Below are 25327 nucleotides of genomic sequence, written 5' to 3'. Positions count from 1 at the left end.
CATGACCGTACGGTTTGCAGAAAAGGAACTCAAAGAACTGATCCAAGAAGCTTCCCAAGGGGAAAAATATCCTCTTGCGAAGCTGATCAGCGAACTGGAAAAACCGGATTCATTCGAATTTCGTAAAGTTCTATTCAAACAGTTAGAAAACTCCGGCTTCAATGGAGACAAATCAGTCACCATCGGATTTACAGGAACTCCCGGAGCAGGAAAATCCTCCCTTTTAGGAGAGATCTCCACAAACTTCTTACAAACAGTACCTGACAAAAAAATGGCTGTAGTCGCCATAGATCCTTCCAGTCATATCAGCGGAGGATCTTTACTCGGAGATAGAACCAGACTTTCTCTACCGGTAAGAGAGAAGAGGATTTTTTTCAGATCCCAACCAAGCCAATTGGAGCTGGGAGGTTTGAATCCTTATACATATCATGTGATCCGATTACTACGTTGTTTTTTCGATCTTATATTCGTAGAAACAGTAGGGATCGGCCAAAATGAGATAGAAGTTTCCAAACTGGCAGATCTTTCCTTTTTAGTCATGGTTCCTTTAGGCGGAGACCAGATCCAATTCATGAAAAGTGGGATTATGGAAGTCCCCGATGCATTCATATTAAACAAATGTGATGAAGAAAATCTTGCCAGAGCAAGTTACCATACTCTTTCTACTACTCTAGAGTTTTTACGAGATATTGTCCCTGGAGGAAGTATCCCCCCTATTTTTCTGACCAGCGTAAAAACCAAAAAAGGGATCCAAGAACTATTAGATTTTGTTTTGAAGAGTAAACCTCATACTAAAAGATCTGGGGAAACCAAAGTCCAGATCGAAAAATGGATCAAGACCGAGTATGGGAATTTCGGACTAAATATCCTATCTCAAACTCATTTCGATCCAAAGGGATCTTTCGAAGAAGTAGAAGCATCAGCTAAAATCGAAATCGAAAAAAATTATAAATAATCCTCTCAATCCTCCGGATAATACGATTATTTCAAAGGAAAAGTGTAAATGACGAGTTCTTGGGCACAAAGCCGAATCGATTTTCTAAAAGAGAAATTATTTCAAACAAATACTAGTATCGAATCCTGGAACCCTCCCTTTTCAAATATACTTATTCCATGTTTTATCCTTATATTCGGTTTTTTTTATAATTTATATTTTGCTTTGATCGGATTTCAACCTTTGGATGGTTCCATAGTATTCGATGGCGGATGGAGAATATTAAACGGGCAAATACCCTTTAAAGATTTTTCTGCTCCTGCGGGAACGACACCTTCGTTAATCCAGGCTTTCTTTTTTTCAATTTTCGGGGTGAATTGGATTTCTTATTTAATTCACTCTTCTTTATTTAACGGACTGTTAGGAGCGATTTCTTATATCTGGTTCCGAAAAGAAGGAGGTAATGTATTATTATCAACTCTACTTTCTTTATTATCCGTTATTTTATTTTATCCGCCTGTCGGTTTTCCGTTTATTGAAACTCATTCTTTTTTCTTTTCGATATTAGCATTATTTCTAACAAGTTTAGCGGTACAAAACGTTAGATGGATCTATATCGTTGGGATTTTTGTTTCATTCTTTTTAGGGTTTTTAAGCAAACAAATACCAACCGCATTGCTTATATTCGGCATTCCTATATTGATGACCCGCTTACAAAGGAAGGATCTTAAAAAATTCTTACTTTATAGCGTAGCGACAATCATCGGTATTTTTGCATTTGTTCTTTTAATAAACTTAATTTTCGGAATAGATTGGAAAGAAGAGTTCTTCTATTTATTCCAAATCACTTTAGGTACGGGCCAAGATAGATTTTCAGGGATCCAAGCGCTTTCTCAATCGAATGGAGGTGCAGGTATAAACCTAAGCTCTTTACTTTTTATACTAAAATTCCTTTTCGATTATATTTTGATCTTCGATCCTTCTAAATATTCGGTAAAACTGTTTTACCTTCTAATAATTTCCGTATGTGTAATTCTTTATACAGCTTGGAAGGCAAGAAACGAGCAGATAAATACGAAAAAATATTTATCTCAAATAGTTTTAGGAGGTTTGTTCTTTTTTTCTGCGATTTTCTATTCAATGGTCAGCAAGAACCAACCACAAATCGGATTTATTCAATTCTTCTTTTTCTTTGCATTTATTTGTTTGGCAAATACAAATACTTCAAAGTATCCTTTCTATTTTATATTCCTAATTTTCGCCCTCTTAATAGCCCGTGAATTCCATTCTAATGTAAATCGTACCCGTATGGCAAATGATATGATGTACGAACATTCGGAGACAAAGATCTCTTTAGGATATCTTGATCTTAAATGGAAATTACCGACTATCTATGAGAAAAAAATCTCATACTCCGACTATAATTCTTTTTTAAATTTTTCCCGAAAAAATCCGGACAATATTTTATACCTGGGTGATATGACTATCCTCTTGGGCTTATCAGGAAAACAATCCTTCTTTCCTGCTCTTTGGTTTCACACCGACCTTACAATCCCGTCCGATAAATTTAAAGAACATCATGAAGTATTTCAATCTAGGATGATTGAGAACATTCTAAAATATAAGATCAAATATATAGTTTTCGAAGGTGAAATCGAGAATTTTTCCGAGATGTGTAATTTGAAAGTTTTAGATCGTTTAGAAACTTTCATTTCCAAGAATGAAAAAGAAAGATTTAAAATCGGTAATTTGCCTGCGATCCGGATTTTAGATTAAATTCTCTTTATAATTTTCATCATAATATTTACTACTTCTGTCTTGACATCCGGTAAAATCCATATAGGGTTTTGCGAATGAAATTTATTGATAAAACCTATCTATTAAGATGTTCAGTCCTTTTATTATTTTCTTTCAATCTACAACCTCTCTCAGCACAACAAGCGCATCCAAAAACCGCAATCGGTGAAAATCTCTCCGGGATCAAAAAAAGAGCGGAACTCCCCTCCCCTACTATTTCCGGTTCAGGTTTAAAAGCGGTAGCCATAGTTGGAGAAGTGGACGGGAACGAAGGCCCAAAAACCAGAGAATATGTAAATAATATCAAAGGTCTTGTAAAAGTTTTAAAAGACAGAGGGGTCTCTGTCAGTGAATTTTATCCTCCTAATAATCCATGGTCCGGAATTAAAGAAGCATCACAAAATGTGAATATAGTTTTATATGCCGGACATGGAGTTGGAACCAATTTGGACCAACCTCCTTACGACCAAAGATCGGTGGGTGGATTTTATTTAGGAAAAGAATTCGTTTCCAATGAACAAATTTCTTCGGGACTTAAACCTGCGCCAGGTGCAATCGTCCTATTTTTAGGTGCTTGTTTTACTGCAGGAAATATGGCCTACGATATGGGAGTGATCCGAGACGAAGAAACTAAAAAAAGGATCTCTATGTATTCTTCTCCTTTTCTGGAGACAGGATTCAAAGGTTATTATGCTACCTGGGCACCTTGGACGGCTCAGACAATTCTAGCTTTATTATTTACGAATAAAAACTATGGGGATGTTTATTTCAGTCAGACCAATCCTCAGGAAGTGACTAAAATTTCTCATCCTAGTTCTTCCGGATCTTCTTTATATTATCACACTAAACCTCCCGCTTCTAAACCTGTTTATGATTATGCTTTCGCGGGAAATCCTTCTAATATTTTAAGATCCGAAAATTCTAACACTGATACTGAAACTAAAATAACAGAAGAAGAGAGACTAAAACAAAATCGTATCTTGATCTCGAGCCTATATGATAAGAATGAAAACAAATCCTTGGAGTCTCTCGAAAAAGGTGCAGATCCAAATGCAGATTATTTAGGATGGAAGCCTATCCATCTTGCGATCGTATTCGATCTTCCGAATGTAGTGAAAGAACTCGTCCGTAAAAAGGCATCTATTAATGCTCAGGCAGAAAGTTACACTCCTCTGTCCATGGCTCTCGCTTATGAACGTAAAGAAATCGCTGAGTTTTTGGAAAAAGAAGGCGGAACCAGAAGTAGGGCCGCATTTAAGAAACCGAATATCCCGAATTTAAAAAAGTAGAAGGTACTACATTATAGCCGCCCGGTCCCGGGCAGGCGTCGCTCAAAATCTGCCTTTTTTGCGGGGGGATCCCTCTAATGAGACCATAATCGCCTATAAATCTCAAATTCCCCCTCACATTTTTTGCAACCTACCCTCCCAAAATGACTCGTATCATTTAGAAAAAAAGGGAGCCCTCCATGGCAATCATTCTAAGTTTTTTTGCGGCACACTGGATTTTAGCCGCTTTCGTTCAATCGTTCTACTTACATCGTTATTCTGCTCACCAGATGTTCAAACTGAACCGTTTCTGGGAAAAGTTCTTCTATTTCTTTACTTTTGTTGTGCAAGGTTCTTCATTCTTGAATCCGAGAGCGTATGCAATTCTTCACAGAAGACACCATGCTTACAGTGACACCGCAAAAGATCCTCATTCTCCTGTAGCTTCTAAAGGATTTTTAGATATGATGTGGACCACCGCAGTCGTTTATGAAAACATTTTAGATCGTAAAGAAGAAGTGGAGAAGGAGTTCAAAGGAAATTATCCGGAAATCCCTTGGTTCGATCGTTTCGCTGATTCTTGGTTTATTCGTTTATTCTTTGGAACCGGCTATACTCTATTCTATATGGCTTTCGTTCCTGCAGACGCAGTTTGGTTATATGCTTTATTACCAATCCATTATCTAATGGGACCAACTCATGGTGCAGTGGTAAACTGGTGTGGACATATGTATGGTTACCGCAACCACGCAAAAAATCCGGACAATTCCAAAAATACTCTTCCTGTGGACTTCTTGATCATGGGAGAATTATACCAAAACAATCACCACGCTCACCCGAACTCTCCAAACTTCGCGTTCCGTTGGTTCGAGTTGGATCTTACTTACCAAGTGATGAAGGTACTACATTTTATGGGAATCATCACCATCCAGAGAGCGGTATGGACCGAGAAAGGAAGAAAAGAACTTTCCGGTACGGCACCTTCTCCTTTGGCTGATGTAGCTTAAGATTTTTTAACTTAGTGAGTTTTGTAAGCCGCTTGGAAACAGGCGGCTTTTTTATTCTTCTCGAATCCTGTCCAAGTCCCCTCTCATCTCTTTGTCGTATTCTTCCATTAAGAGAGGATAAAATTCCGGGCTTAATTCTATTTTATTATTTAAGACTAAGGAAAATAAGGAACGGACTAGTTCCTGTTTATCAAAACCCGTAAAGATCCACTCTAAAAGTTCCAATGCCAGGTCCAGTCTACCTTCTGCCTGGATTGTTTTGCGGAAGATGTCCAAAACTTCTTTTTCTTTTCCTGCTTCCAGAAAACTTCTGAGTTCGACCGGCATACTTTGTAATAGAAGTTGTTTTTTTGCGTTCGGGGTAAAAAGGAATTCGGACTGCCCGACAGGCAAATGAGATAAAATCGCCTTATCAATGTCTTCTTTAGAATGTCCTAATTTGACTAAGGTCCGACCAAGGACCTCTCCTAATACGAAGTCTTCCAGAGGGTGAAACGGAAATCCCTGTTTTTTAGGTTCCTGATCTTCCATCTTGTTAGGGTCTCCACCGACCGTATTCCGGTCAAGCAGAGAGAACAACCGGCTAACTACTCATTAGGCGAACATTTTTGTAACCTGAATTTCACGAAACCTTAGTACGAATGGGATCTTCCCAGTGTAAGTTTTGGGTCTCTTTTTTAAAGAAGAGAAAAAGGCTAAAAATACAAAGCGCGCCTTCCCGATCTAGGGAGATTCCATTTCCGGAACAATTTATGAGCTTTAGACAAAAAATTTTTCTCATTCTGGGAGCAAGTCAGCTTCTATTAGTACTCATTCTTGCGATCACATTCATCCAAATGATCGACCAAGTTAAAAATGAACCTCAGGACAAAAGAGCATTAGACCGCTCCCTGGAGTTCAGGAAGGAACTCAAACATAAGGAAGAAGTGATCCGACTTCTTCTCAAAGAAATTGAAAGAAACCAAAAGACTCTTTCCATTTTAGAAAACGGTTTGGGAAACAGAGGTATCCTCCAGGGGAACCTGGAATATATCAAAGGGATCATGACTCAGTATGGTCTTTCTATCTTCGAGATCCATGATAAGACTGGACATGTTTACTTTAGATTTCATAGACCGGCAGATTATGGAGACGATAAATCCGGGCAGAAGATCGTACAAGAAGCTCTGCAAGGTAGAATTGCTTCTACCTTAGAGATCGGTCATAGCGGCCTTGGTCTTAGGGTCACTGCCCCACTGAAAAACGGCGGGATCATGATGGTGGGCCAGGTAGTGGATGATAAGTTTATCCAAACTATCACTGGTTCAGAAGATGTTCATCTTGCCATTTATGAAAAAGATAAACTGATCTCATTTTCAGACGCTACAATCTCCAAATATTTAGGAGATAGAAAGCCGAAGGACCTATCGGGAATTTCCAGATTCACTTTGGAAGGAAGACATTATTATCTCACTCAGGTCCCTTACGAAAACCAAGGATTAAGTAATCTTAAATTAGATTTCGTTCTTTTGATAGATGAAACCGAACTTTACGAATCCACTAGGAACCTTTGGTTGTATTGCGGGTTAATCGCCCTCGCGGTTTTCGGCGGGATCTTATTCGCATCTTATAGATTTTCCAGGGATATTATAGACGCAGTTAAGGCACTTAATTTCGCAATGCAAAACCCGAACGAGGACGAATCCAAAATTGTGGATTTAAATCGTTCCGACGAATTGGGAGAGATGGCGGAAGTTTTTATCGAAATGAAAAAGGATCTTTTAGACCACCAAATGTTCTTGGAAAAGAAGGTGGAAGAGAAGACTAAAGAATTGCAGGAAACTCTGGATGATCTTCGAGCGTTAAAAGAAAAACAAGACGGGGATTATTATCTAACCTCCCTATTACTTCGTCCTCTTGCTACTACTAAATATGAAAGTCCAAATACTAAGATCAGCGGTATTTTAAGACAAAAGAAAACCTTCGTATTTAGAAAGAGAGAAGCGGATATCGGTGGAGACTTAGTTTCCATCAGCGAGATCACATTGTACGGCAAAAAATATCTGAGTATCATGAACTCGGACGCGATGGGTAAATCCATACAAGGAGCCGGCGGTGCACTTGTTATGGGAACAGTATTCAAGGCAATCGTAACAAGGACCCAACTCTCCAGAAGTAACCAGAAAAAAACTCCTGAAAAATGGCTGAAAGACTGCTATACGGAATTACAAAACGTATTCGTTACATTCGACGGTACGATGCTTGTTTCCGCATTACTTTGCCTTCTGGATGAAGAAACAGGAGCATTATATTCTATTAATGCAGAACATCCTAATATGGTATTATATAGGGATGCAAAAGCGGGCTTCTTAGATTCCGACTTCCCTATCCGCAAATTAGGTTTCTCAGAAAACACCACAGAACCATTGGTAAGAGTGGATAAACTAGAAGCTGGAGATAAGATCTTCTTAGGATCCGACGGTAGAGATGATATTCTACTTTATGATCCGAATTCTCCCGAGCCTGTGATGAACGAAGATGAGTTCTTATTCTTAAGATTTGTAGAACTTTCCGGTGGAAATCTGGAAGATCTAGAAAGATTGATCAGCGCTGCCGGAGAAATTTCAGACGATCTAAGTCTTTTAAGCATCGGTTATAAAGAAGCAGAAGTTTCTTCTTCTCGCACAAAAGCAATTTCGGAAGAATACAATAGGCTTCTACAGATCGGTATCAAAGAATACAAAAAGGGAAATACCGAAAAGACTAAGGAAGTTTTTGCACAAGCATTAGCAATAGACGATTCAGATCCTGCTCTTTATAAACAGATGGCCAGGATATGTATCAACGCGAAAGAATTCGAAGAAGGTGCAAAATATACCGAGGCTTATCTTTCTAAGATCCCGTTCGACAACGAGTATATCTTCTATCTTTCCTATTGTCTTAGAAAAACCAAAGATTATTGGAAGTCTTTGGAATTCGCAGAAAAACTTAGATCGAGAGAGCCTGAAAATATTAGGAATCTAAAACATTTAGTGGCTCTTTACAGACTTACCGGAAATCGAATGAAGTTTAGGGCTACTATGTCCGTTCTAAAATTGATCCTGGCAGACTCGGATCCTAAGGCAAATAATTCTTCGGAACCCGCATTGGTTTGATTTTTTTCGTTTTCTAGGAGACCTAGATCCGTCCAAATTGGTAATCCATGTCGGCGGAAAAGCGAAAAAAAATCGAATCTGTTCTGGTAGTCATCAAAAGAACAAAATACGAATTAGATCTGGAGAGTTACGGCTCTCTGGATGAATTCAAAAGAGTAGCGGAGATCCAAAACGATTCCTTCTCTCGGATCTATAATTCCCATCTCAGACAAGTCCAAAGCAGAGAAGAATTGAAACTTACTTTCCCGAATGGAAAGTTTATCTTCCGAGAAGAATTAGAAAATATAAATATTGCAGATTACGATCTGGTGATCGCGTTAGGTGGAGATAATCATTTCACTTACGTTGCACATCATGCCTTGGACAATTTAGTTCTAGGTTGTAATTCGGATCCCGAAACTTCGGTAGGCGCCCTTCTATCCTTTCATACATCCGATATCTCAAAGGCAGTTTCTCTTAATTGGGAAAACATAATCATAGAAGAATGGCCCAGGATCAATGTTAGGATCGAATACCCGAATGGCCAAGCCATCGAAACATTCCAAGGGATCAGCGAGATTTCTATCCGTAATAATAGCCCAGACTTAACGAGTAGATTTCTGATCTCTCACGAGCAAGTCTCGGAAGAACAGAAATGTTCGGGCCTTCTGGTATATACCGGAGCGGGTTCTACCGGTTGGGTTATGTCTTGCGAAAATAAAGACGTAAGCTTTGACAAGCAGGAGCCTTATTTCAAAGTGTACTGTAGAGAGTTGCGTAAGAAGGAAAGTTTCCAGTACAAGCTGGATCACTTCACCGTTCACAACTCTTTCCGTCTGATATCCGAAATGCGCGGGGGGATCTCAATCGATTCCTTGGCGGAACGTATTTACGATTTCCCTCCCGGGGCCAAAGCGGACTTTTCCGTTTCTCCGGAAAGATTGCGGGTGGTGGTGCAAAAACATGGATAGTTTGAAAATTCTAGAACAGGATGCCGGCAAAGAGATCAGAGTGTATTTGGTTTCCGGCCGACTAGACGAATCCACCTTCCCTCTATTTAAGGAAAAAGTATTGGATGTAAGTCATGCAAACAATACTGTCCTGAACTTATCCGATCTTAAATATGTTTCCAGTTCCGGAATTCGTGCAATCTTCGAATTAAAGAACAGACTTACTAGCGAAGGCAAAAAACTTCTACTTACCGAAGCAGGAGAGAAGGTTATACAGATCTTTAATCTATTAGGTCTTTGGAAACCTTTTGCACATTTCGAAAAAGAAGAAGACGCAATCGCTGCTTGTCTTAAAAACTAAGCTCTCCTAATCGAGACCACTCCTGGTCTAGGCATATCACCCTTCGTTCTTCCAGGCCAACGGCTTGTAGGAAGATCATAATCTCTGGTATCTTCTCCTGGATGTTGCACGGATAAGAATAAAAATTCTTCGTCGGGTGTAAACCATGGCCCAGTGAGCTCGGCTCCGATCGGGGCAGAAGCAAATTGGAATGCTTTTCCAGAATCTTCTCCGCTTGTAGGTATAAAGAACATACCGTTATTCCCGAATTTTTTGAAGATGGATTTACCAAGCAAACGAGTTGTCATATCGGTCACCATCCATAGATTTCCGGAAGAATCAAAAGCCAAATTATCGGGAGAAGAAAATCCACTCTTCCCTCCCCCAGCGACAAAAACTTCGAACTCGAAACGAACAGATTCGGCATCGGAATTTTCTTCTTTGATACGAACTATCTGCCCGTAAAAATTCCCATGAGAATCATTATTGGTAAAAGATACAAAAACAGATTTATCTAATGGATGGACTTCCAGATCTTCCGGTCTATCCATCGGGGTCCCGCCTGCGGTTTTTGCAGCATCTCTACATGATACCAAGATATCCGCTTGGGTCTTAAATTTAGGATTTCCTTCTTTATCTTTTGCATTTTTAAGATTCGGATTTTTTTCCAGATCTAATGGAACCCATACACATTTTTCGAAATTACCTACGTATAAAGTCCCTTCATCCAAAAGTTCTGAATTCGATTTTCCTTTTTTAGGATCGTAATTTTTGTCGGAGACAAATTTATAAACACATTGATCCTTGGAATCGTCTCCCATATACACGACTAACTTTCCGGAAGGAGAAAGAGTTAATGCTGCATTCTCATGTGAAAATCTTCCGAGTGCAGTATGTTTTATCGGTGTGGAAGAAGGATCAAAAGGATCTATTTCTATGATCCAACCGTATTCTTTAGAGTCTTCCAGCTTACAGTCTTCTACCACCATTTCATAATTTTCTTCGCAGGAAAGGACAGTATTCCATAATGTTTGCCCACCGGAACAATTTGCAAATGTCCCATACACTTTTGTTTTACCCGAGATAGCTTCAGAGCCTGCCACAGGGCCTTTAAGTTGGAATTCCGACCTTCCGTTTATCCTTCTTCCGTATTTAGATTCCGGATCTAATACCCAAGTCCCCTTAGATTTATGTAGTCCGATCACTGAACCGCCTAACGAGTATAGATATTTTTCGATCTGTTCGGGTGTTCTATTATTCGGACCTTTTTGGTTATAATCATAACCGGTTACATAATATTCTAATTCGTTTAAATACTCGTGATTGGTCCAAAGGAGAGCCGAGTTTGGATCATTCGGGAATTGGAAGAAGCAGTTAAAATCAGCGGCGTAACCGAAAGTATCTCCCTTAGAATTGATCTTATCTCCATAGACTGCGATAAGATCGTATGTAAAACCGGCCGCTAAGATCAGATCGTCCTGAGTGTTAGGTTTTAGAGGTTTAAAATTACTTCCTGGGATTTTGGAAGAAATCTCCTTTTTTGTTTTTGGAGAAGTAGTATGTGTAGAATGAACTTTTTTAGAAGGTTGTTTTGTCGGTTCCGAGAACAGATCCAAAGTCCGGACTGCAGTCAAAGCAAGCATTCCTTTTCCCATATATTTCAAAAAGTCGGATCTAGATACCTTCATATCCTAAAAATAATGCACCTGACTCTTTGGACCATTCGTTTTTTCTTCCTACAGAAAAAGGAAACTTGGTTGTAATAATCCCTATCAAAAAAGATGATAAAGCCTGAGAATGAAAACGAACTCTACCCCATTCTATAAAATCCTTTTTATCATGGGCTGGATTTCTCTTGCGTTCTTTCTTCCTCTTTCGGTCGCAGTTTATTGGGAAAACAAAAGTTTAGAATCGATCTATAAGAACTTATCTCTTCCCGGAAACAAAGAGTTCGGTGTTTTGGTGGAAAATACAAAGCTCAATAAGTTAGGCAGAACCGTAAACGTGTACACTTACTTGGTACCCGACGAACAAGGTAAAAAACACGAGGTGACTGAAGAAGTAGATCAAACCACCAACAGAAGAATGAGAGTGGGAGATACGGTTCAGGTCCGCACCTTAGTTTGGAATAGTTTCGGAAAAACAAAGATCCTAGGCAGGATTGTAGGGAACACTGCCCCGCCTCCCGGCTTCGGCTTTATGCAGAACTTTTTATTATTCGGGATCTTGTTCTCTTTCGGACTGGTTTTAGTCAGTCTATATTTCAGAACGTTTAAGGCTGAGGTAGAGTAGTATTATAATTACTATCTCTTTTAAAGATCAATTGAACTTGGAACGGAGTTTGGATATATCTGGAAGGGTTCATCTCATAAGAAATAAAACAATAGTATTTGTCATACACGATCACGTACATATATTCTCTAAAACGTATAAACCCCATTTGTTTGCGTATACCGCGCATCCAAATAGAATCCTCAAACACCCTTTCATAACGCACCGAACTCGAATTAACCTTTTTCAATTCTTCCGGACTCATCTTTTCCGGATCGATCTTTCTTAGTTCGAATTTTAGAGAACGGATCAAATTATATTCTAATTTCTCTTTTTCGATAATATCCGTATTTGGGAGAGTTTTGAAATAATATTCGTAATATTCCTTGTCCAAGGACTTTAGATCGTTATGGACTTCTCCGTCCGTTTCGACAGGTTTCCCTTTCCCCGCATCTTGCGAATACAAATCGCCAAAAGACGATAAAACAGAAATAATTAAAATCGGGAAAATCGGTGTCCGCATACCGGTACCAATAAAGATATCGGTACGATACCCGATTTCCCCCCTTTTTTTTCGGGATTAATCCGAGGAAAGATCTTCCAGTAGATCCCTTTGGCGGCGGATCAGATCGCTCAATTCATCTTCCCCAACCAGCTTAGCACCTAACAAAGCCAGATCGTACACAGAACGGGCCAATTTTTCCGCCTTCTCCGGATGAATACTTTTAGAAAGACCAAGTATGTTTTTGACCAATTTAGATTGGCGGTTCAGAAGAAGAGTATGATTCTTCAGGAAATCCCCGGGCTTTTGGCCGTACATCTGGCCCATCTCCGCCAAACGTCTCAGGTGTTCGGGCAATAAAATCACCGAAGGAATATCCTCGGATTTTAACGCCTCCGTTTTGATCTCCACACCTTCTCTAGCAATGGCCTTAGTGAAAATTTCCTTAAGTCTATCTTCAGTAGTTTTGTTATCTTGGTCCGCAAGATCGGGACTTGCATCCTTATCTAAAACTTGATCGGCCAGTTCAGAATCCACTCTTTGGAATTTCCAATCCGGATTTTTGCCTTCTAAAAACTGCAGGAAATGATTGTCTATACGGGAATCTACAAGTAAAGCTTCCAGTCCCTGGGATTTAAGAAGGTCCATATACACGGAAGAAAGTTCAGCTTCTCCCGCATAATATACTTTGCCTGAGTTCTTTTCTTTATTTCTTTCTACATATTCTTCCAGTTTCGTTAAATCACCGTTAGATGATCGGAAAAAGATCAGATCTTTTGCGGACTCGTAAAATTTCTCATCCGTCATCATTCCGTACTTAACGAATAGGGAGATTTCATCCCAGTTCTTACGGAATTCTTCGGGGTTTTTGGTCCATTCTTCTTGTAGTTTGTCCGAAACTTTTTTGACGATATGAGAAGAGATCTTTTTTACCAAAGGATCATTTTGTAGATAAGATCTGGAAACATTCAGAGGAAGATCCGGGATGTCCAGAGTTCCCTGAAGAACGGTTAAAAATTGAGGAACTAACTCTTTAGCTTCATCCGATACAAACACATGATTACAATAGAGTTTGATCCCCATTCGATTCGCATCTAACTCATGTTTGAGTCTTGGAAAATACAGGATCCCTTGTAGTCTAAAAGGATAATCCACATTTAAGTGAACATGAAACAGTGGTTCTCCTGCAAAAGGAAATAGATACTGATAGAACTCATCATACTGTTCTTTTTTTACGGAAGAAGGTTGTTCACTCCATAATGGGGTCTGCTTATTCGCCTTTTCCTCTTTTACATAAATCGGAACAGGTAGAAAGTCGCAATATTTACGAACCAACTCTTTCAGTTTCCAAGAATCTAAATATTCTCCGGAGTCTCCGTCCAAATACAAACTGATCTTGGTCCCTCTTTCGGATCTATCACCCTGTTTTAGGGAAAACTCAGTACCCGATTCACTTTCCCAAACGACGGGAACACTTCCCTTCTTATACGATTTGGTTTCTATTTTTACCTTAGAAGAAACCATAAAGCTGGAATAGAACCCTAAACCGAAATGGCCTATGATCTCAGGTTTATCCCCTTCCGATTGGTATTTTTTTACGAATTCTTCTGCACCGGAAAATGCGATCTGGTTGATATAACGGTTCACTTCTTCGTCGGTCATCCCGATCCCGTTATCTTGAATTGTTAAGATCCTGGCTTCTTGGTCGAAGTCCAAATCGATCCGATAGTCGGTCCCACCTTCGAATTCTTCATTCAAGGAGATTTTTCTAAGTTTAGCGATCGCATCACACGCGTTGGAAACCAACTCTCTCAAAAATATATCTTTTTCAGAATATAACCATTTTTTAATGATAGGGAAAATATTTTCCGTTTCTACGGAAATCCTACCTTTTACTTCTTCGCTCATTCGGATCCCTCCTCTTTCAATTTATCAGACAACCAATTCGAGATCCTAATTAGAGTAGCCTTGGAAGAAGGTCCCAAACTTTTATAGGTTTCGGTCAATGGGGCCGTGTCGGACTTCCAACCTGCGAGAAGACTTGCTTCTTCCTCGGGTAATCCCTTGGTCATCATAGAATGTTTCAAAACAAAACCTCTTTTGGAACCTATCCAGAGGTCAAGCCGTTTCAATATTGCTTCAGCTTGATACTTCTTACGCAGTGTCAAAACAGTAAATGCACCGGTTCCAATAAATACGAAAGAAAGAAGAATGGAAACTAATAGAAAAGGTCCTCCCTTGTTTCCGGTATCTTCTGCGGTTATCTCCTGTTTCGGTCTAGGAGGTCCAATTTCCAAGCCTGGAAAACGAAGAGAAACCGATTCATATCTTCCGGAACCCGGATTAAAAAAAGTAAATTTCAGATCTTCCGGTTTCCAGACACCTTCTTTTTTAGGAAGAACAGAATAATGATAAGAATGATTTAGATAAAATCCGAATTCTCCCGGACCAAGCTCCCTGAAATCTCTTTGCTGTCTTGTTTGCAAATATGTAATCTCGGGATAACAACTAGGATCGCATACACTTAATAAAGGATCTTTAATAGAAGATAAATTTCCATTCCCTGAAATAGTGAGCTTAAACTGGAACGGTTCCCCTAAAAATGCGGCCTTTGGGTATTCTTCTAAACCTATTTTAAAATTACCGATCGCACCTTTAAACTCGGAGGGAGAAGGAGAAGGTAGATCCTTTACGAAAATTTTACTCGGGACAGTCTTAATACTTCTCATATGAAAGAACGATTGTTGTCTTCCTTCCAAATGAAATACGGTAGAGCCTAAAGAATACTCCCCTTTTCTCAATGGTGTCAGGATAAAGGTTTCCTTATTATAAACCGCAGTCTCGAATTCTAATCCTTCGTAAATCACCTGTTCCGGTATCAAAAGATTGATCCCTGAAAGGGCCTCACTCCTGAAATAAGGAAATTCGATAGAGCTGGAAAAATCCCGGTCTATATAAGGACGTATCGCGTTTCTGTAATATAGAGTGAAAAATCCTAAAATTGGCTCCCCTACCCAGACCTGGTCTTTGTTTGTCCTGAATAATACCTTTAAGTCTCCATCTTCAGGTCCTTCCGTTTCTTCGCTGAAAAAGTAACGATTGGAAAAAAATCCGGAAGACTTGTTAGCCGTGGAACTTCTGGGAGAAATTTCCAAGGCCATCATTCCTGACTCTACTTTTTGTCCGTCTACTTCTATCTCTATTTCCGGAACTGAAAAGCGTCCTGGAGCAGAAACTGTTAGCCTGTACTTAATTAGTTTTTTACGATATACTTTGAAGTTTACTATGGTGGTATTCTCTTCGGTTCCCCAATAAACCGCTTTTATACCTTGGCCATTAAATTCCTTTTCTATTAAACGGACCTGGGCACCACCTTCCGTTTCTAAAATGATAAATACCGCGTCTCCAAGATCTGCTCTAGTTTGACTAAGATAAAATTTGGAGCCTTGTGCGAATAATGGAAAAACTCCCAATAATAAAAGAAGAAGGAATCGTTTCACCAGAATACCTCTTTATTCCGAGAACCTGGACTTCTTCTTTTTACCGAATCCAAATCCATGGATTCCATGATTCGATCCAATTCATCTTCCATCTTAGATTTGTTTTTATCTTTCTGATCCTTTCCTGTCCCGGACTTGGATTGTTTCTCCGCTTTTTCTTTTCCTTTGGAACCCTGTTTAGATGAAGAAGACTTATCTTCTTTTTCCTCGGATGTATTTTCTTTATTCTCCGAACCTTCTTTTCCTTCCGGAGGAGGGAGCTTACGCAACCATTCTAAATTCTTTTTGGCGGATTCTAAATTAGGATTTTCTTTTAAAGATCTAAGATAATGTTCAGCTGCTTTTTTACGATCTCCTAACTTTAGATAAGAATTTCCTAAATTAAAATGAGATTGCGCTCTTAAAGTCGGGTCCTTTGAATCTGCCGACTTTTCGAAATGACGTATTGCTCTATCTAAATTTCCGGATTTGTATTCGGAGTCTCCCCGGTTGAATTCCAATCTAGGATCTTCCGGAAAATACGGATCCGCTTCTTTATATCTTTCTAAAGAATTTTTATAATCACCTTGTTCGTAGGAATTTTTGCCTTCCTTGATCCGATTTCCGCCTGGATCTAATTCGAAAGAGTAAACATCTCTTCCCCAAAGTGAGAACAGAACTAATAAAGCAGGAGCGACTTTTTTAGAAATTCGGATCAAAAATTTTCCCCAGAATTCCAATACAAAAAAATCAAATAACAAAAGTAGAAGTGCAGGTATTAAAAACTTTTTGGCGCCTTCTGCCCTTCGTCCATTACGAATTCTTTGCCCTGTATTTTTTTCCATAGAACCGATCCATGATCTTATATCAGAGATCTCTGGACTTTCAGAATCCAAGGATAAAAATCTGCCTTCATTTGCGGAAGCCAGTTCTTTTAAGAATCCGGGATTGGATTTGGAGATAATAACACCTGGAGAATTTTCATAAGGAGCTAAAGATCCGTCTTTAGTTAAGAAGCCATACACACGAGAACCATCTTCCGAATATCCGATAGGCCCTCCTGTTGGAGTTCCAACGGACCAAACCCAAACCTCTGCGGGAAATTTTACAATACCCGGAGAATCCATATCTTCCCCATCAGAGATTAAGATCAGAATACGATTCCTTAATACCTGATTGGAATTCAAAACTTCTTCCGCTTTTCTAAACGCGGACTTTAGATCTGTTCCTCTGTCCCCCACTATATCCACGTCTAAACCCCTTACATACTCCGAAAATGCACGAGCATCAGAAGTCATAGGACAGTATACAAATGGAGAAGCGGCAAAAACGATCATACCAAATCTGTTTCCGTTCAACTGAGGAAGAAGTCGCAAAATTGTCTCCTTCGCTCTAGTGATCCTAGAAGGTCGAGTATCCACAGATTGCATAGAGAGACTTACATCCACGAGAAATAGAAAGTCCACACCTCTTGAGACTTCCTCTTCCTTAGACTTAGTCGATTCGGTTCTTTGATAGGCAAAATAAGAGAGATAGAATACGGAAGCGAGTAATAAGATCCTTGCAAGGACTATATAAAAAGGAGGAACCTTGGATTCTCTCGGCAAACCGGGATAGGACTTTTTCCAACGGCTCCAATAAAAATAAAATACAAGCTTAAACAAAGAGTAAGCAAAGAAGATCAGTCCAAGCGAGATCCAAAAAGATTCTAAAAAAGTTTCGCTCATACGTAATACCGAAACACCCAAGATCGGACAAGTAGATCCAAACCTAATAACGCAAGTGCATAGGTCAGAAAAATTAAAGACTCTGATTCTCTAACTTCTTCCGGAGGGAGGACCAAAAGATCTTTTTCCAAAGAGTCGATGGAAGCTAAAACCTCTCTTAACTCGCTTATATCTTCCGCCCTATAAAATACTCCTCCCGTTCTTTTCGAAAGTATATCCAAAATTTCAAAATTTACTTCGTAAGATTGGTCTTCCTTTCCTATGCCTATGGAATAAATTTTAACTCCTACACCTTTCGCGATCTCGGTCGCAGTCACCGGATCTATACGCCCGGTATTTGAGGCACCGTCCGTTATAAGCACAATCACCTTTGATTTTGCAGGAGACCTACGCAATCTATAACAGGAGAGGATAAGTGCATCTCCAATAGCAGTTCCTTGTTCTGGAACTGTTTCTTCTTCCGCTTGGCTTAATATCTCTTCTAATACTTCTCGATCGCTTGTCAAAGGAGATTGTAGATAAGCTCCTCCGGCAAATACGACTAGACCTAAACGATCATTTTCTCTTTTTCTAATAAACTCTTTGAGTAATTTTTTAGAAACTCCCAAACGGGTCTCCGGTAAAAAATCCCTACTCTTAGACATGGAACCGGAGACGTCCAATGCCAAAATGATATCCACTCCCTTGGTCTCATCCGGAAGGAATCTATATCTTTTTCCGGGGCCTGCAACCGCAATCACGAACAATGTCAATACAATCGGGCGGATTAAAGGCGCCATAGAAGATAAAAATCGTTTTAAGGAGAACGTTGTAGATTGAACCTTTCCTGGGATCCTAAGTTCTATCCCTAATGCAGGCTCCTTTATCCAATAAGAATAAAAAGTCCAGACCCAGATCGGGATAATTAGAAAAAGATAATATGGAGACTCCCATTCCGTCATCTGGAAAGCGCCTCCTTCCAATAATCCCATGCTTTCAATGCTTCGTCAGAAGAGATCTCGACTTCTTCTCCGGAATATTGCGCCTTACGGAAAGTGTTCTCCCAGTTTCTAACTTCCTCTTCTTCCAATCCGAACGAATCATAAATACGTTGAAATAATTCTGCTTCAGTTAGATGTGCAAACGGAGCATTCATCTTTTTGGACATATTTTCTCGGATATAACCGGAAAGAACCCTATAAAAGGTCCTGGCAAATACTGGAGGAGAATTAATGATCTCATCCAATTTACTTTCGTATATTAGAATTTTTTGAACCCATGGGTCGGCTTCTACAAGAGCATCCATGGTCCTTTTAGATGCGGTTTGATTCAGATACCAGGCATAGAAAATTCCTAAACCTAATGCGGTTAAACCAGCAAGGATTGCTGCTAATTTCCAGCCGTATTTCCCGGAAAACTCCAGAGGCGGTAGTATTTCCTCAGGAGTTTTATCCTTCTCACTTAAGGAAGAACGAACGGTCAGAACGATTTCCGAATGGAATTCTTTTCCGTCCTTATCCTTCCAAATAATAGGAAGAGAAAATTTTCCAGAAGTATAATATGCTACACTCAATTTGATCTTCGTATCCGAAACTTCGGAAGAGACCACTTCGAATAGAGGAAGATCCGGAGAATCCGGATCAGGAACCATTCCTTTAGAAGGTATTTCCGGATCCTGGATTTCTCCCTGTTGGAACTCCAACAGATATTCCGCCTGCTCTCCAATCCCTACTTCTTTAGGTTCCCAATCTTCTTTCCAAGCGAAAGACGGGACCGAAAATAGCAGCAGAGATAGATAAAATAGATAGTAGAAAAACTGAATACGATCCAAAGATCTCGGACGGTTTCCCCCCGCCTTCATGACATACTTCTCCAATATTCAAGAAGTTTGTTCGGATCCGTATCTTTTCCTTCTAGTTCCAAACATCTGGACTTAAATAAGAATTCCAGATTTTTCTTAATACTTCCACCTACAGGAGAAGGAATAGCGCCCGTTTCAGGATCTTTGAGTAAGAAAAATTGGAAAAACCCTCTAGGAGCACTTTCTTCCAAACGATCTTTAAATCGGATCGCATGTAAAGTATGGAATCTCCTGAGACCTGTGAGTTTTTTTAAAGAAGGAAGTCCGTGAAAATCGGAAAGTATATAAGAATCGGTGTATCTTCTGATCCTATTTTTTAAGAGTATAAACGGGAGTTTAGGATCCGTTTTTAGTTTTCGATGAGGATAAGATCGGACTTTTTCCAGCGAAGAAAGAGCTTCTTCAGTATTTCGGATATATCCGGTTTCCCATTCTAATCGATCGGAATATAATAGGATCTTAGCCAGATTCCCTTTTCGTACATAAAGTAAAACTAATAGAGCTAAAACCTGGAAAGCATTCTCCGACTTGGTCCATTCCGAACTACTCCAATCCATAGACTCGGAAACATCTAAGAAAAAAACTCCCAGTCTTTCTTTCTCTTCATAGAATTCTCTTACATGCAATTCTCCGAGTCTAGAGGTGACATTCCAATCGATAAGTCTTGTATCATCTCCGACTGCGTAAGGGCGAACATCCTTGAAGTCCACTCCCCTACCCTTTCTGGAACTCGTAGCCGTACCTTGTCTACTCCGAAGAGAAAATCCTCTCTCCTTAAAATCCAAAAGTTGGATCAGGTTTTGGTATTCTTTACGGAACATTTTAGTCGATTAGATCAGAGCACCTGGGTCGCGTCTGAAACGATTCTGACCACTGACTCGATCCCTACGTCCTCGGAAATTGCTTCGAAAGTAAGTAAAATTCTATGGCGAAGTATCTCAGGAAGGACCGCCTTCACATCCTCCGGAGCAACATAGTCCCTTCCTTCCCATAAAGCTTTTGCTTTGGATGCTTTTAGCAAACTTAAACTCGCCCTAGGAGAAGCGCCATGTTTTACATAAGGTAGAAGATCCGGCACAGTCTTTTCTTCCGGACGAGTATTTCGCACTAAACGAACTATATAACTTTTTAATTTAGGTTCCACATGAACCCTATCCACAAGCGAAGATATCTTTAGGACATCCTTAGCAGTTGCAGTTTTTTTAATACGTTTTGGACCTGCTGCAAGTTTACCATGTTGTTCAAGGATCGCGAGTTCCTCATCCATATCAGGATAATCCACGAGAACCTTCATAAAAAAACGATCCATCTGTGCTTCCGGCAATGGATAAGTCCCGTCTTGATCTATCGGGTTCTCGGTAGCCAGTACCAAAAAAGGTCTCTCTAAAGGAAAAGTATTCTCTCCAATGGTGACTGTTCTTTCTTCCATACACTCCAAAAGAGCCGATTGCACTTTTGCCGGAGCTCTGTTGATCTCGTCTGCAAGCAATACTCCGGTAAAGATGGGACCTTTACGTGTGGTGAATTCTCCATTCTTAGGATTGAATACAACTGTTCCGATCAAGTCTGCGGGAAGAAGATCGGGTGTGAATTGTACTCTTTTAAAATCCAGGTCTAATGCGGAAGATAAAGATTTTGCCAGAAGTGTTTTTGCAAGTCCAGGCATTCCTTCCAACAAAACGTGACCTTGACAGGCCAAAGAAATAAGCAGATTTTTAACTACTGCTTCTTGGCCTGTAATTTCTCCAGTCAGTTCTTGGCGGATCCTATCTAATGTATCTTTTGCAAAATAGATATCTGATTCGGATAAAGGGATATTCTCTCGATCTTTGGCGGTGGATTCCATATTATTTCCTATTAACGTTCCGCAAGCCAACGGCCGGAACTATTTGTGCCTTGGTATGCCCCTTGGATCTTTTTACCGTCCAAGTCTCCGCTATACGTTTGGGTAAAAGGAACATTACTTCCTATCTCTGAACATCTTGCTCCTGCACAAGATCTTACAAATCGAATCGACTTACCTGTGACTCGAATACCGGTCAGGATCTCATTCGATCCTTTCCCCCAATTCGTAAAACGTAAAGTGGCTCCTATTCCTCCAGTTTTGCGAGGAAAGATACTCAGCACGCCCTTATGAGTCCCGATTTGTATTTTATAAGTCCCTACGAATGATTTTTCTGAATCACTCAAAGGTACCTGGTTCGGATTTAAACTTTGAGCATCTTCCAAAAATTCTATCTTTTCCACCGTTTCCAGAGGGATAGAAAAATCGGGATCTTGCAATATTACATTTTTAGAATTTAAGGAAACTAAGGTCCCTTCCGTAAAGGAACCACTATAGGTTACCTTTGCCTGACGGTTTACCGAGCTACACCCTCTGAGAAAATATCCTAATAGGAAGAATAGAGGAGCAGCGACCAGTATCCCTAGGCTGATTTTTTTGAGATCGTTATTTGTGATAATTTTTTCCAAGGCGAGGATTCCCTTTTCCTTTCCGGATCCATGTTGGAATTCCAACACAGTTCAGAGAAGAATTTTATAGTGAGAAAAGCCTTTCTAAATATGGCAAGCTCGGAGTTGTTTCCCCCGAGCTTTTTATACTTAAGAAACCGAGTTACTTAAAGCTAAAGATCACTTACAGCCTTGTAACTCTCCCATTTTAGGATTTTCTCTACCGTTCACGTAATATTTTTTACCCTGAGGCGTAGTCCAACAATCGTTTTTTTGGTTTGTCCCAGGCATAATCGGCCCTTGTCCGATCTTTGCTCCGGACTCGTCATACTCGACCGCAGTACCGTTTGCAGCGATCTCAAAAGACTTCTTGCCGTTTTTATAATATGCAAACGGGAAATCAGGCTTGTATTTCGCCTTTAGCTCGTCCGTTTTTTCATCCATGAGAAGAAGATCGAAAAGGAGTTTTCCTTTTCCGACGATCGTTCCGTCCTTGTCGTATACTTCCGCAGAACTCATCATCATCTCATTCATCATGGTTCCTTTATACGCAGGATTTCCGGTACTCCAATAGAAAGTCCAATCTCCCTTACGAGTATGGTCTCTTTGTCCTTCCGCGAATACCTTTCCGTTTTTGTAATATTCTTTCCAAGCGCCTATTCTAAGGGATTTTTTATCTGCACCGGTACCTTTTGGAGCGTAGTTACCCTCTGATTGAGGAGTTCCGTTGTCGTAATAGTTTTTCCAATAACCCGTTTTTAGATCATCCGAATTGTTTCCTTCGGAAGAGACAGTGTTCCCGTCTTTATGATAATTCGTTTCTTTGCCGCTTTTTTTGCCGTCTTTGAATTCGATTACGGATTTTTTTGCTCCGTCTTCGTTATAATAATCTTTCCAGGTCCCTACTTTTTTATCGTCAGCGTATGCACCTTCGTCGCTTAAGATCCCTTTGTCTGTTTTAGACCAGTATGGTCCATTCTTCTTGTCAGCTTTGTAGACTGTGCTTTCAAGTTGGGTCCCATCTTTTGCGAGTTTTTTCTCTTCACCTTCTTTTACGCCTGCCACATAAGGAGTTTCTCTTAAAGTTTCTCCTGTTTCGTATAATGTTTTCCAGATACCTTCTCTTTTATCGTCTTTATAATCACCTACACGGGTTAGGACGGAGAATTTATTCTTTTGAAGATCTTCCTTCTCCACATATTCTTTCCAGGAGCCGTTACGTTTTAGTTTTTTGATCTGATCAGGAGTTAATGCACTGGCTTGGTCCGGAGTACAAGGTTTACCGGAGCAGTCCAGATTGACCGGACCTTCTGCCTTTATATTGAATGTTTCTTTGAATTTTTCTATTCTGATATTCGGCTCTAAAATTTGGAACTCGACATTTTTGCCTTTGTTCTCAACGACACTCGCAGAAGAACAACCGATCAAAAGAGAAATTGAAACCGCTGTAGATATAATTTTTTTCATGGGTTCGCCTTTTGGGGGAAATCTAACGAAGCAAAATTAAGGCAGACAATTCTTCTCGTCAACCTCCTTTCCCCGGCGAAAAAAATAGAATAAAAGGAAGGATTACTCTCCGGGATATCTCATTCTTAAAAAGCGTAAGAATGGGCGATAACAGTCCACCGCCATATGACCACTATCCGCAAAAGTATTACAATCGTAGTCGGATACTTCTGCCATATCTATGATCGGGATACCGAACTTTTGGTTGATCGGGCGGATCCGCTCCCACCAAGGAGCCGGGATATTCAGTTCTTTGAGAAGATTTTCCAAAGGAAGAGAAACTTCAGGGCGGACCACTAAGGTAGGAATTCCCTCGACTTTCACTCTATCCAGGATCTTTTCATAAAAGGAGAATTGCATCTCGGAAGGAGAATATTTAGGATAGATCCAACCGATTGTGCGAACGGAACTTGCTTCTAATTTGCCGAAATCTTTCTCCATAAAACCACCTGCAGGAGAGATCGCATTCCCTTTATCTTTATGTAGAGAATCAACGGTCAGCTTTTTGATTAGATCCGCTTTTTCGAATTTTTTACTGGTTAGGTGAGCATAAACGTTAGTGATATAAGGTTTGTTCTTACTAACTCCGAAAAAATAATTCCCCAGATAATAGTTCACATTCTCTTTACCAAGAGTCCAGGCATTAGAAAGAACGAATCTAAGATCGAAACTATTCGCTAAATTTGATTTTTTGAATGTAGTACTATTTGCATTAAATTGAAAAGGATCCGCTTCCAATACCAGAAAGTCGGGTTTTACACCAGCTTCAAATAATCTTTCTAAAAAGTATAAATAATATGCAGGAGTAGTTACTGCGGAAGAAAGATTATACACTTCCCAGTCGGGATAGAAATCCACGATCTCTTCGTTTTTGAAGTATAACATCCTGGAAGAGCCCATAAGAAGTACTAATTTTTTGTCGGACTTCTTCTCTGCGTTCTTACCGAACTTTGAGATCATCTCTTTTAGAAGATCTTGTTTAACATCGTAATAGATATAGGTTAATTCTACTTTTACGTAGTCTCTGACCTTATCCAAAAAGAAAATTTTGTCTAGAGCGAATATGAATATAAAAAGGAGTACGGGGTAGAATAAAAAAGGATGGGTGAAAAAATTAATTTTTTCTTTTGATTGAAGTTCGTTCTCGGACACGAACTCAAGACTCCCCGGCTGACCGGGGATGTCAATAGATTATATCAAGCAGTTGCTAGAGTTTCGGTAGCTCTACGACGTTTTTGAAGATCTGCCAACCATTCTTCGGTTGTTTTGCAATATCCTACCAAACGTTTTACATGTATACGACGCTCAGGATCCAAGATCTCTCTAGCTTCGCGGACGATCTCTTCTACTATTTTGATATGAAAGGAAAAGTGGCTGGTGAATAAGTTAAAGTATTCTTTTTCTGTAGCGAGCCAATCTGTAGATTGGATCTCATTCAAGAAGTTCTCCATCTTAGAAATATCTGAATCGAATTCGGACTCGTAAGGTGAGTTTAAGATCGAAATCGTATCCGTGATATCCGTAAGACTTTGGAAATAAGGGTCTAGTTCTGGTAAGTTCACTGTATACCGCCTTGAAAAGCAGCTCGCAGCCTTGGTCTCTTATGGAGAAAAGACCGCGAACACCCTATAACGGGGCTCTAATGTCATCTTTTTTTAAGGACCCGAGAGTTCAAGCGGAAACCGAAAACATAATCCAACACTAAAGAGATATTTTAGTTTTTCCTGAGGTATTGGAGCAAATGCATACTTTCTTCATCCCAGCCTTCGGAAGCGGCTTCGATCCAATAATCGAATTTTTCTCCCAATGGATATCCCGAGTTGGTGAGTTTCAGAAGAGTAGCATCATCTCCGTCTTTTTCGAACTCTAGTTTGAGCTCTATATCACCCGCTGGATGATCTTGCCATTGGAGTATTAACTCTTGGAAAGGAACGATCTTCTTATAAATACCTGTAGAAGTAAGCTCTCCTTCCGGACCTAAGTTCCAAGTCCAGGAGAAAGTACCGCCAAGTTTGGGACGCCCTGTTACCTTATCCGCCAACCAATGGATCAATTCCTCGTTAACGGTAACTGCACTCCAAACTTTTTCCAAAGGAAAATCATATTTGAATTCTTTAATAATGCTTCTAGTTTCCATATAGA

At 39.8% G+C, this 25327-nt stretch carries 23 protein-coding genes and 1 pseudogene; 8 read left to right on the top strand and 16 right to left on the bottom strand.

The annotated features are described in order from the left end of the window. Window position 1: 1 nt before the first annotated feature. The 4 genes from EHO58_RS00670 to EHO58_RS00655 all read left to right on the top strand — a co-directional run bounded on the left by EHO58_RS00670 (window position 2) and on the right by EHO58_RS00655 (window position 5006). Window positions 2-955 carry a P-loop NTPase family protein gene (locus EHO58_RS00670; RefSeq protein ID WP_135678011.1) on the top strand — a complete coding sequence of 318 codons (954 nt, stop codon included), beginning with the start codon at window positions 2-4 and terminating at the stop codon, window positions 953-955. Between the two features lie 48 nt (window positions 956-1003). Next, the gene (locus EHO58_RS00665; RefSeq protein ID WP_135678009.1) at window positions 1004-2710 is read left to right on the top strand and encodes a hypothetical protein; all 1707 of its coding nucleotides are present in this window, start codon (window positions 1004-1006) and stop codon (window positions 2708-2710) included. Window positions 2711-2787: 77 nt separating this feature from the next. Continuing rightward, window positions 2788-4020 (top strand): ankyrin repeat domain-containing protein, encoded by a 1233-nt coding sequence (locus EHO58_RS00660; RefSeq protein WP_135678007.1) that lies wholly within the window; start codon window positions 2788-2790, stop codon window positions 4018-4020. Between the two features lie 179 nt (window positions 4021-4199). Then, window positions 4200-5006, top strand: coding sequence for an acyl-CoA desaturase (locus tag EHO58_RS00655; protein ID WP_135626877.1), 807 nt, complete (start codon window positions 4200-4202; stop codon window positions 5004-5006). Between the two features lie 51 nt (window positions 5007-5057). On the opposite strand, the gene EHO58_RS00650 is transcribed toward EHO58_RS00655, so the two are convergent. After that, window positions 5058-5537 carry a hypothetical protein gene (locus tag EHO58_RS00650; RefSeq protein ID WP_135626878.1) on the bottom strand — a complete coding sequence of 160 codons (480 nt, stop codon included), beginning with the start codon at window positions 5535-5537 and terminating at the stop codon, window positions 5058-5060. A gap of 221 nt (window positions 5538-5758) precedes the next feature. Here EHO58_RS00650 and EHO58_RS00645 point away from each other — a divergent pair, with 221 nt between their 5' ends. From EHO58_RS00645 to EHO58_RS00635, 3 genes are read left to right on the top strand one after another with little or no spacing between them, the layout of a single operon-like run. Further along, window positions 5759-8140, top strand: a complete 2382-nt coding sequence (locus EHO58_RS00645) for a SpoIIE family protein phosphatase (RefSeq protein ID WP_135626879.1) — start codon at window positions 5759-5761, stop codon at window positions 8138-8140. A 47-nt stretch (window positions 8141-8187) separates the two neighbouring features. Beyond that, window positions 8188-9090 carry a diacylglycerol kinase catalytic domain-containing protein gene (locus tag EHO58_RS00640; protein WP_135678004.1) on the top strand — a complete coding sequence of 301 codons (903 nt, stop codon included), beginning with the start codon at window positions 8188-8190 and terminating at the stop codon, window positions 9088-9090. Next, window positions 9083-9430, top strand: coding sequence for an STAS domain-containing protein (locus tag EHO58_RS00635; RefSeq protein WP_086445757.1), 348 nt, complete (start codon window positions 9083-9085; stop codon window positions 9428-9430). Before EHO58_RS00640 ends, EHO58_RS00635 begins: the two co-directional genes overlap by 8 nt. On the opposite strand, the gene EHO58_RS00630 is transcribed toward EHO58_RS00635, so the two are convergent. Then, window positions 9427-11097, bottom strand: coding sequence for a PhoX family protein (locus EHO58_RS00630; protein WP_135678002.1), 1671 nt, complete (start codon window positions 11095-11097; stop codon window positions 9427-9429). The genes EHO58_RS00635 and EHO58_RS00630 overlap by 4 nt on opposite strands. 109 nt (window positions 11098-11206) lie before the next feature. Between EHO58_RS00630 and EHO58_RS00625 the strand changes: the two genes are divergently transcribed. Next, window positions 11207-11701: a hypothetical protein gene (locus EHO58_RS00625; protein ID WP_135626882.1), complete on the top strand. Its 495-nt coding sequence runs from the start codon at window positions 11207-11209 to the stop codon at window positions 11699-11701. On the opposite strand, the gene EHO58_RS00620 is transcribed toward EHO58_RS00625, so the two are convergent. The 14 genes and pseudogenes from EHO58_RS00620 to EHO58_RS00560 all read right to left on the bottom strand — a co-directional run bounded on the left by EHO58_RS00620 (window position 11682) and on the right by EHO58_RS00560 (window position 25322). Continuing rightward, a complete protein-coding gene (locus EHO58_RS00620) occupies window positions 11682-12203 on the bottom strand; it encodes a hypothetical protein (protein ID WP_135678000.1) in 522 nt (173 codons plus the stop codon). The genes EHO58_RS00625 and EHO58_RS00620 overlap by 20 nt on opposite strands. Window positions 12204-12260: 57 nt before the next feature. Next, entirely contained in the window at window positions 12261-14090 is a 1830-nt protein-coding gene (gene htpG, locus EHO58_RS00615) for a molecular chaperone HtpG (protein ID WP_135626884.1), read from the bottom strand. Continuing rightward, window positions 14087-15682, bottom strand: coding sequence for a BatD family protein (locus tag EHO58_RS00610; RefSeq protein ID WP_135677998.1), 1596 nt, complete (start codon window positions 15680-15682; stop codon window positions 14087-14089). Before EHO58_RS00610 ends, htpG begins: the two co-directional genes overlap by 4 nt. Further along, entirely contained in the window at window positions 15679-16380 is a 702-nt protein-coding gene (batC, locus tag EHO58_RS19820; RefSeq protein ID WP_341867002.1) for a TPR repeat-containing protein BatC, read from the bottom strand. Before batC ends, EHO58_RS00610 begins: the two co-directional genes overlap by 4 nt. Window positions 16381-16389: 9 nt before the next feature. Further along, a pseudogene (batB, locus tag EHO58_RS19815) lies at window positions 16390-17388 on the bottom strand (VWA domain-containing protein BatB); the annotation flags it as partial. After that, window positions 17385-18329 carry a VWA domain-containing protein BatA gene (gene batA / locus EHO58_RS00600; protein ID WP_135677994.1) on the bottom strand — a complete coding sequence of 315 codons (945 nt, stop codon included), beginning with the start codon at window positions 18327-18329 and terminating at the stop codon, window positions 17385-17387. The pseudogene batB and the gene batA, both read right to left, overlap by 4 nt. Then, window positions 18326-19228 (bottom strand): LB_053 family protein, encoded by a 903-nt coding sequence (locus EHO58_RS00595; RefSeq protein WP_135677992.1) that lies wholly within the window; start codon window positions 19226-19228, stop codon window positions 18326-18328. The genes batA and EHO58_RS00595 overlap by 4 nt, the downstream gene beginning before the upstream one ends. Next, on the bottom strand, window positions 19225-20049 hold the full coding sequence (locus EHO58_RS00590) for a DUF58 domain-containing protein (RefSeq protein WP_135677990.1): 825 nt from the start codon (window positions 20047-20049) through the stop codon (window positions 19225-19227). The genes EHO58_RS00595 and EHO58_RS00590 overlap by 4 nt, the downstream gene beginning before the upstream one ends. 14 nt (window positions 20050-20063) lie before the next feature. Beyond that, the gene (locus EHO58_RS00585) at window positions 20064-21074 is read right to left on the bottom strand and encodes an AAA family ATPase (RefSeq protein ID WP_135677988.1); all 1011 of its coding nucleotides are present in this window, start codon (window positions 21072-21074) and stop codon (window positions 20064-20066) included. A gap of 11 nt (window positions 21075-21085) precedes the next feature. Further along, a complete protein-coding gene (locus EHO58_RS00580) occupies window positions 21086-21700 on the bottom strand; it encodes an LIC20036 family protein (protein ID WP_208728661.1) in 615 nt (204 codons plus the stop codon). A gap of 159 nt (window positions 21701-21859) precedes the next feature. Next, window positions 21860-23146 (bottom strand): LIC20035 family adhesin, encoded by a 1287-nt coding sequence (locus EHO58_RS00575; protein ID WP_135677986.1) that lies wholly within the window; start codon window positions 23144-23146, stop codon window positions 21860-21862. 102 nt (window positions 23147-23248) lie between these two features. Beyond that, entirely contained in the window at window positions 23249-24337 is a 1089-nt protein-coding gene (locus EHO58_RS00570) for a DUF1574 domain-containing protein (protein WP_135677984.1), read from the bottom strand. A 44-nt stretch (window positions 24338-24381) separates the two neighbouring features. Next, complete coding sequence (locus EHO58_RS00565) at window positions 24382-24747, bottom strand: PLU-1-like domain protein (protein WP_135626893.1); 366 nt, start codon at window positions 24745-24747, stop codon at window positions 24382-24384. Between the two features lie 152 nt (window positions 24748-24899). Continuing rightward, the gene (locus EHO58_RS00560; RefSeq protein ID WP_135626894.1) at window positions 24900-25322 is read right to left on the bottom strand and encodes an SRPBCC family protein; all 423 of its coding nucleotides are present in this window, start codon (window positions 25320-25322) and stop codon (window positions 24900-24902) included. Window positions 25323-25327 lie beyond the last annotated feature (5 nt).

The sequence above is a fragment of the Leptospira selangorensis genome (assembly GCF_004769405.1).
GTDB lineage: Bacteria > Spirochaetota > Leptospiria > Leptospirales > Leptospiraceae > Leptospira_B > Leptospira_B selangorensis.
Note: the sequence above shows the minus strand (reverse complement) of the source record. Positions and strands in the feature narration are given on the sequence as shown.

Coding starts and splice junctions, on each gene's coding strand:
- EHO58_RS00640 (WP_135678004.1), top strand. CDS start 8,188: ATGTCGGCGGAAAAGCGAAAAAAAATCGAATCTGTTCTGGTAGTCATC.
- EHO58_RS00650 (WP_135626878.1), bottom strand. CDS start 5,537: ATGGAAGATCAGGAACCTAAAAAACAGGGATTTCCGTTTCACCCTCTG.
- EHO58_RS00595 (WP_135677992.1), bottom strand. CDS start 19,228: ATGAAGGCGGGGGGAAACCGTCCGAGATCTTTGGATCGTATTCAGTTT.
- htpG (WP_135626884.1), bottom strand. CDS start 14,090: ATGAGCGAAGAAGTAAAAGGTAGGATTTCCGTAGAAACGGAAAATATT.
- EHO58_RS00665 (WP_135678009.1), top strand. CDS start 1,004: ATGACGAGTTCTTGGGCACAAAGCCGAATCGATTTTCTAAAAGAGAAA.
- EHO58_RS00620 (WP_135678000.1), bottom strand. CDS start 12,203: ATGCGGACACCGATTTTCCCGATTTTAATTATTTCTGTTTTATCGTCT.
- EHO58_RS00635 (WP_086445757.1), top strand. CDS start 9,083: ATGGATAGTTTGAAAATTCTAGAACAGGATGCCGGCAAAGAGATCAGA.
- EHO58_RS00655 (WP_135626877.1), top strand. CDS start 4,200: ATGGCAATCATTCTAAGTTTTTTTGCGGCACACTGGATTTTAGCCGCT.
- EHO58_RS00575 (WP_135677986.1), bottom strand. CDS start 23,146: ATGAAAAAAATTATATCTACAGCGGTTTCAATTTCTCTTTTGATCGGT.
- EHO58_RS00630 (WP_135678002.1), bottom strand. CDS start 11,097: ATGAAGGTATCTAGATCCGACTTTTTGAAATATATGGGAAAAGGAATG.
- batA (WP_135677994.1), bottom strand. CDS start 18,329: ATGACGGAATGGGAGTCTCCATATTATCTTTTTCTAATTATCCCGATC.
- EHO58_RS00585 (WP_135677988.1), bottom strand. CDS start 21,074: ATGGAATCCACCGCCAAAGATCGAGAGAATATCCCTTTATCCGAATCA.
- EHO58_RS00660 (WP_135678007.1), top strand. CDS start 2,788: ATGAAATTTATTGATAAAACCTATCTATTAAGATGTTCAGTCCTTTTA.
- EHO58_RS00670 (WP_135678011.1), top strand. CDS start 2: ATGACCGTACGGTTTGCAGAAAAGGAACTCAAAGAACTGATCCAAGAA.
- EHO58_RS00560 (WP_135626894.1), bottom strand. CDS start 25,322: ATGGAAACTAGAAGCATTATTAAAGAATTCAAATATGATTTTCCTTTG.
- EHO58_RS00625 (WP_135626882.1), top strand. CDS start 11,207: ATGAAAACGAACTCTACCCCATTCTATAAAATCCTTTTTATCATGGGC.
- EHO58_RS00590 (WP_135677990.1), bottom strand. CDS start 20,049: ATGTTCCGTAAAGAATACCAAAACCTGATCCAACTTTTGGATTTTAAG.
- EHO58_RS00645 (WP_135626879.1), top strand. CDS start 5,759: ATGAGCTTTAGACAAAAAATTTTTCTCATTCTGGGAGCAAGTCAGCTT.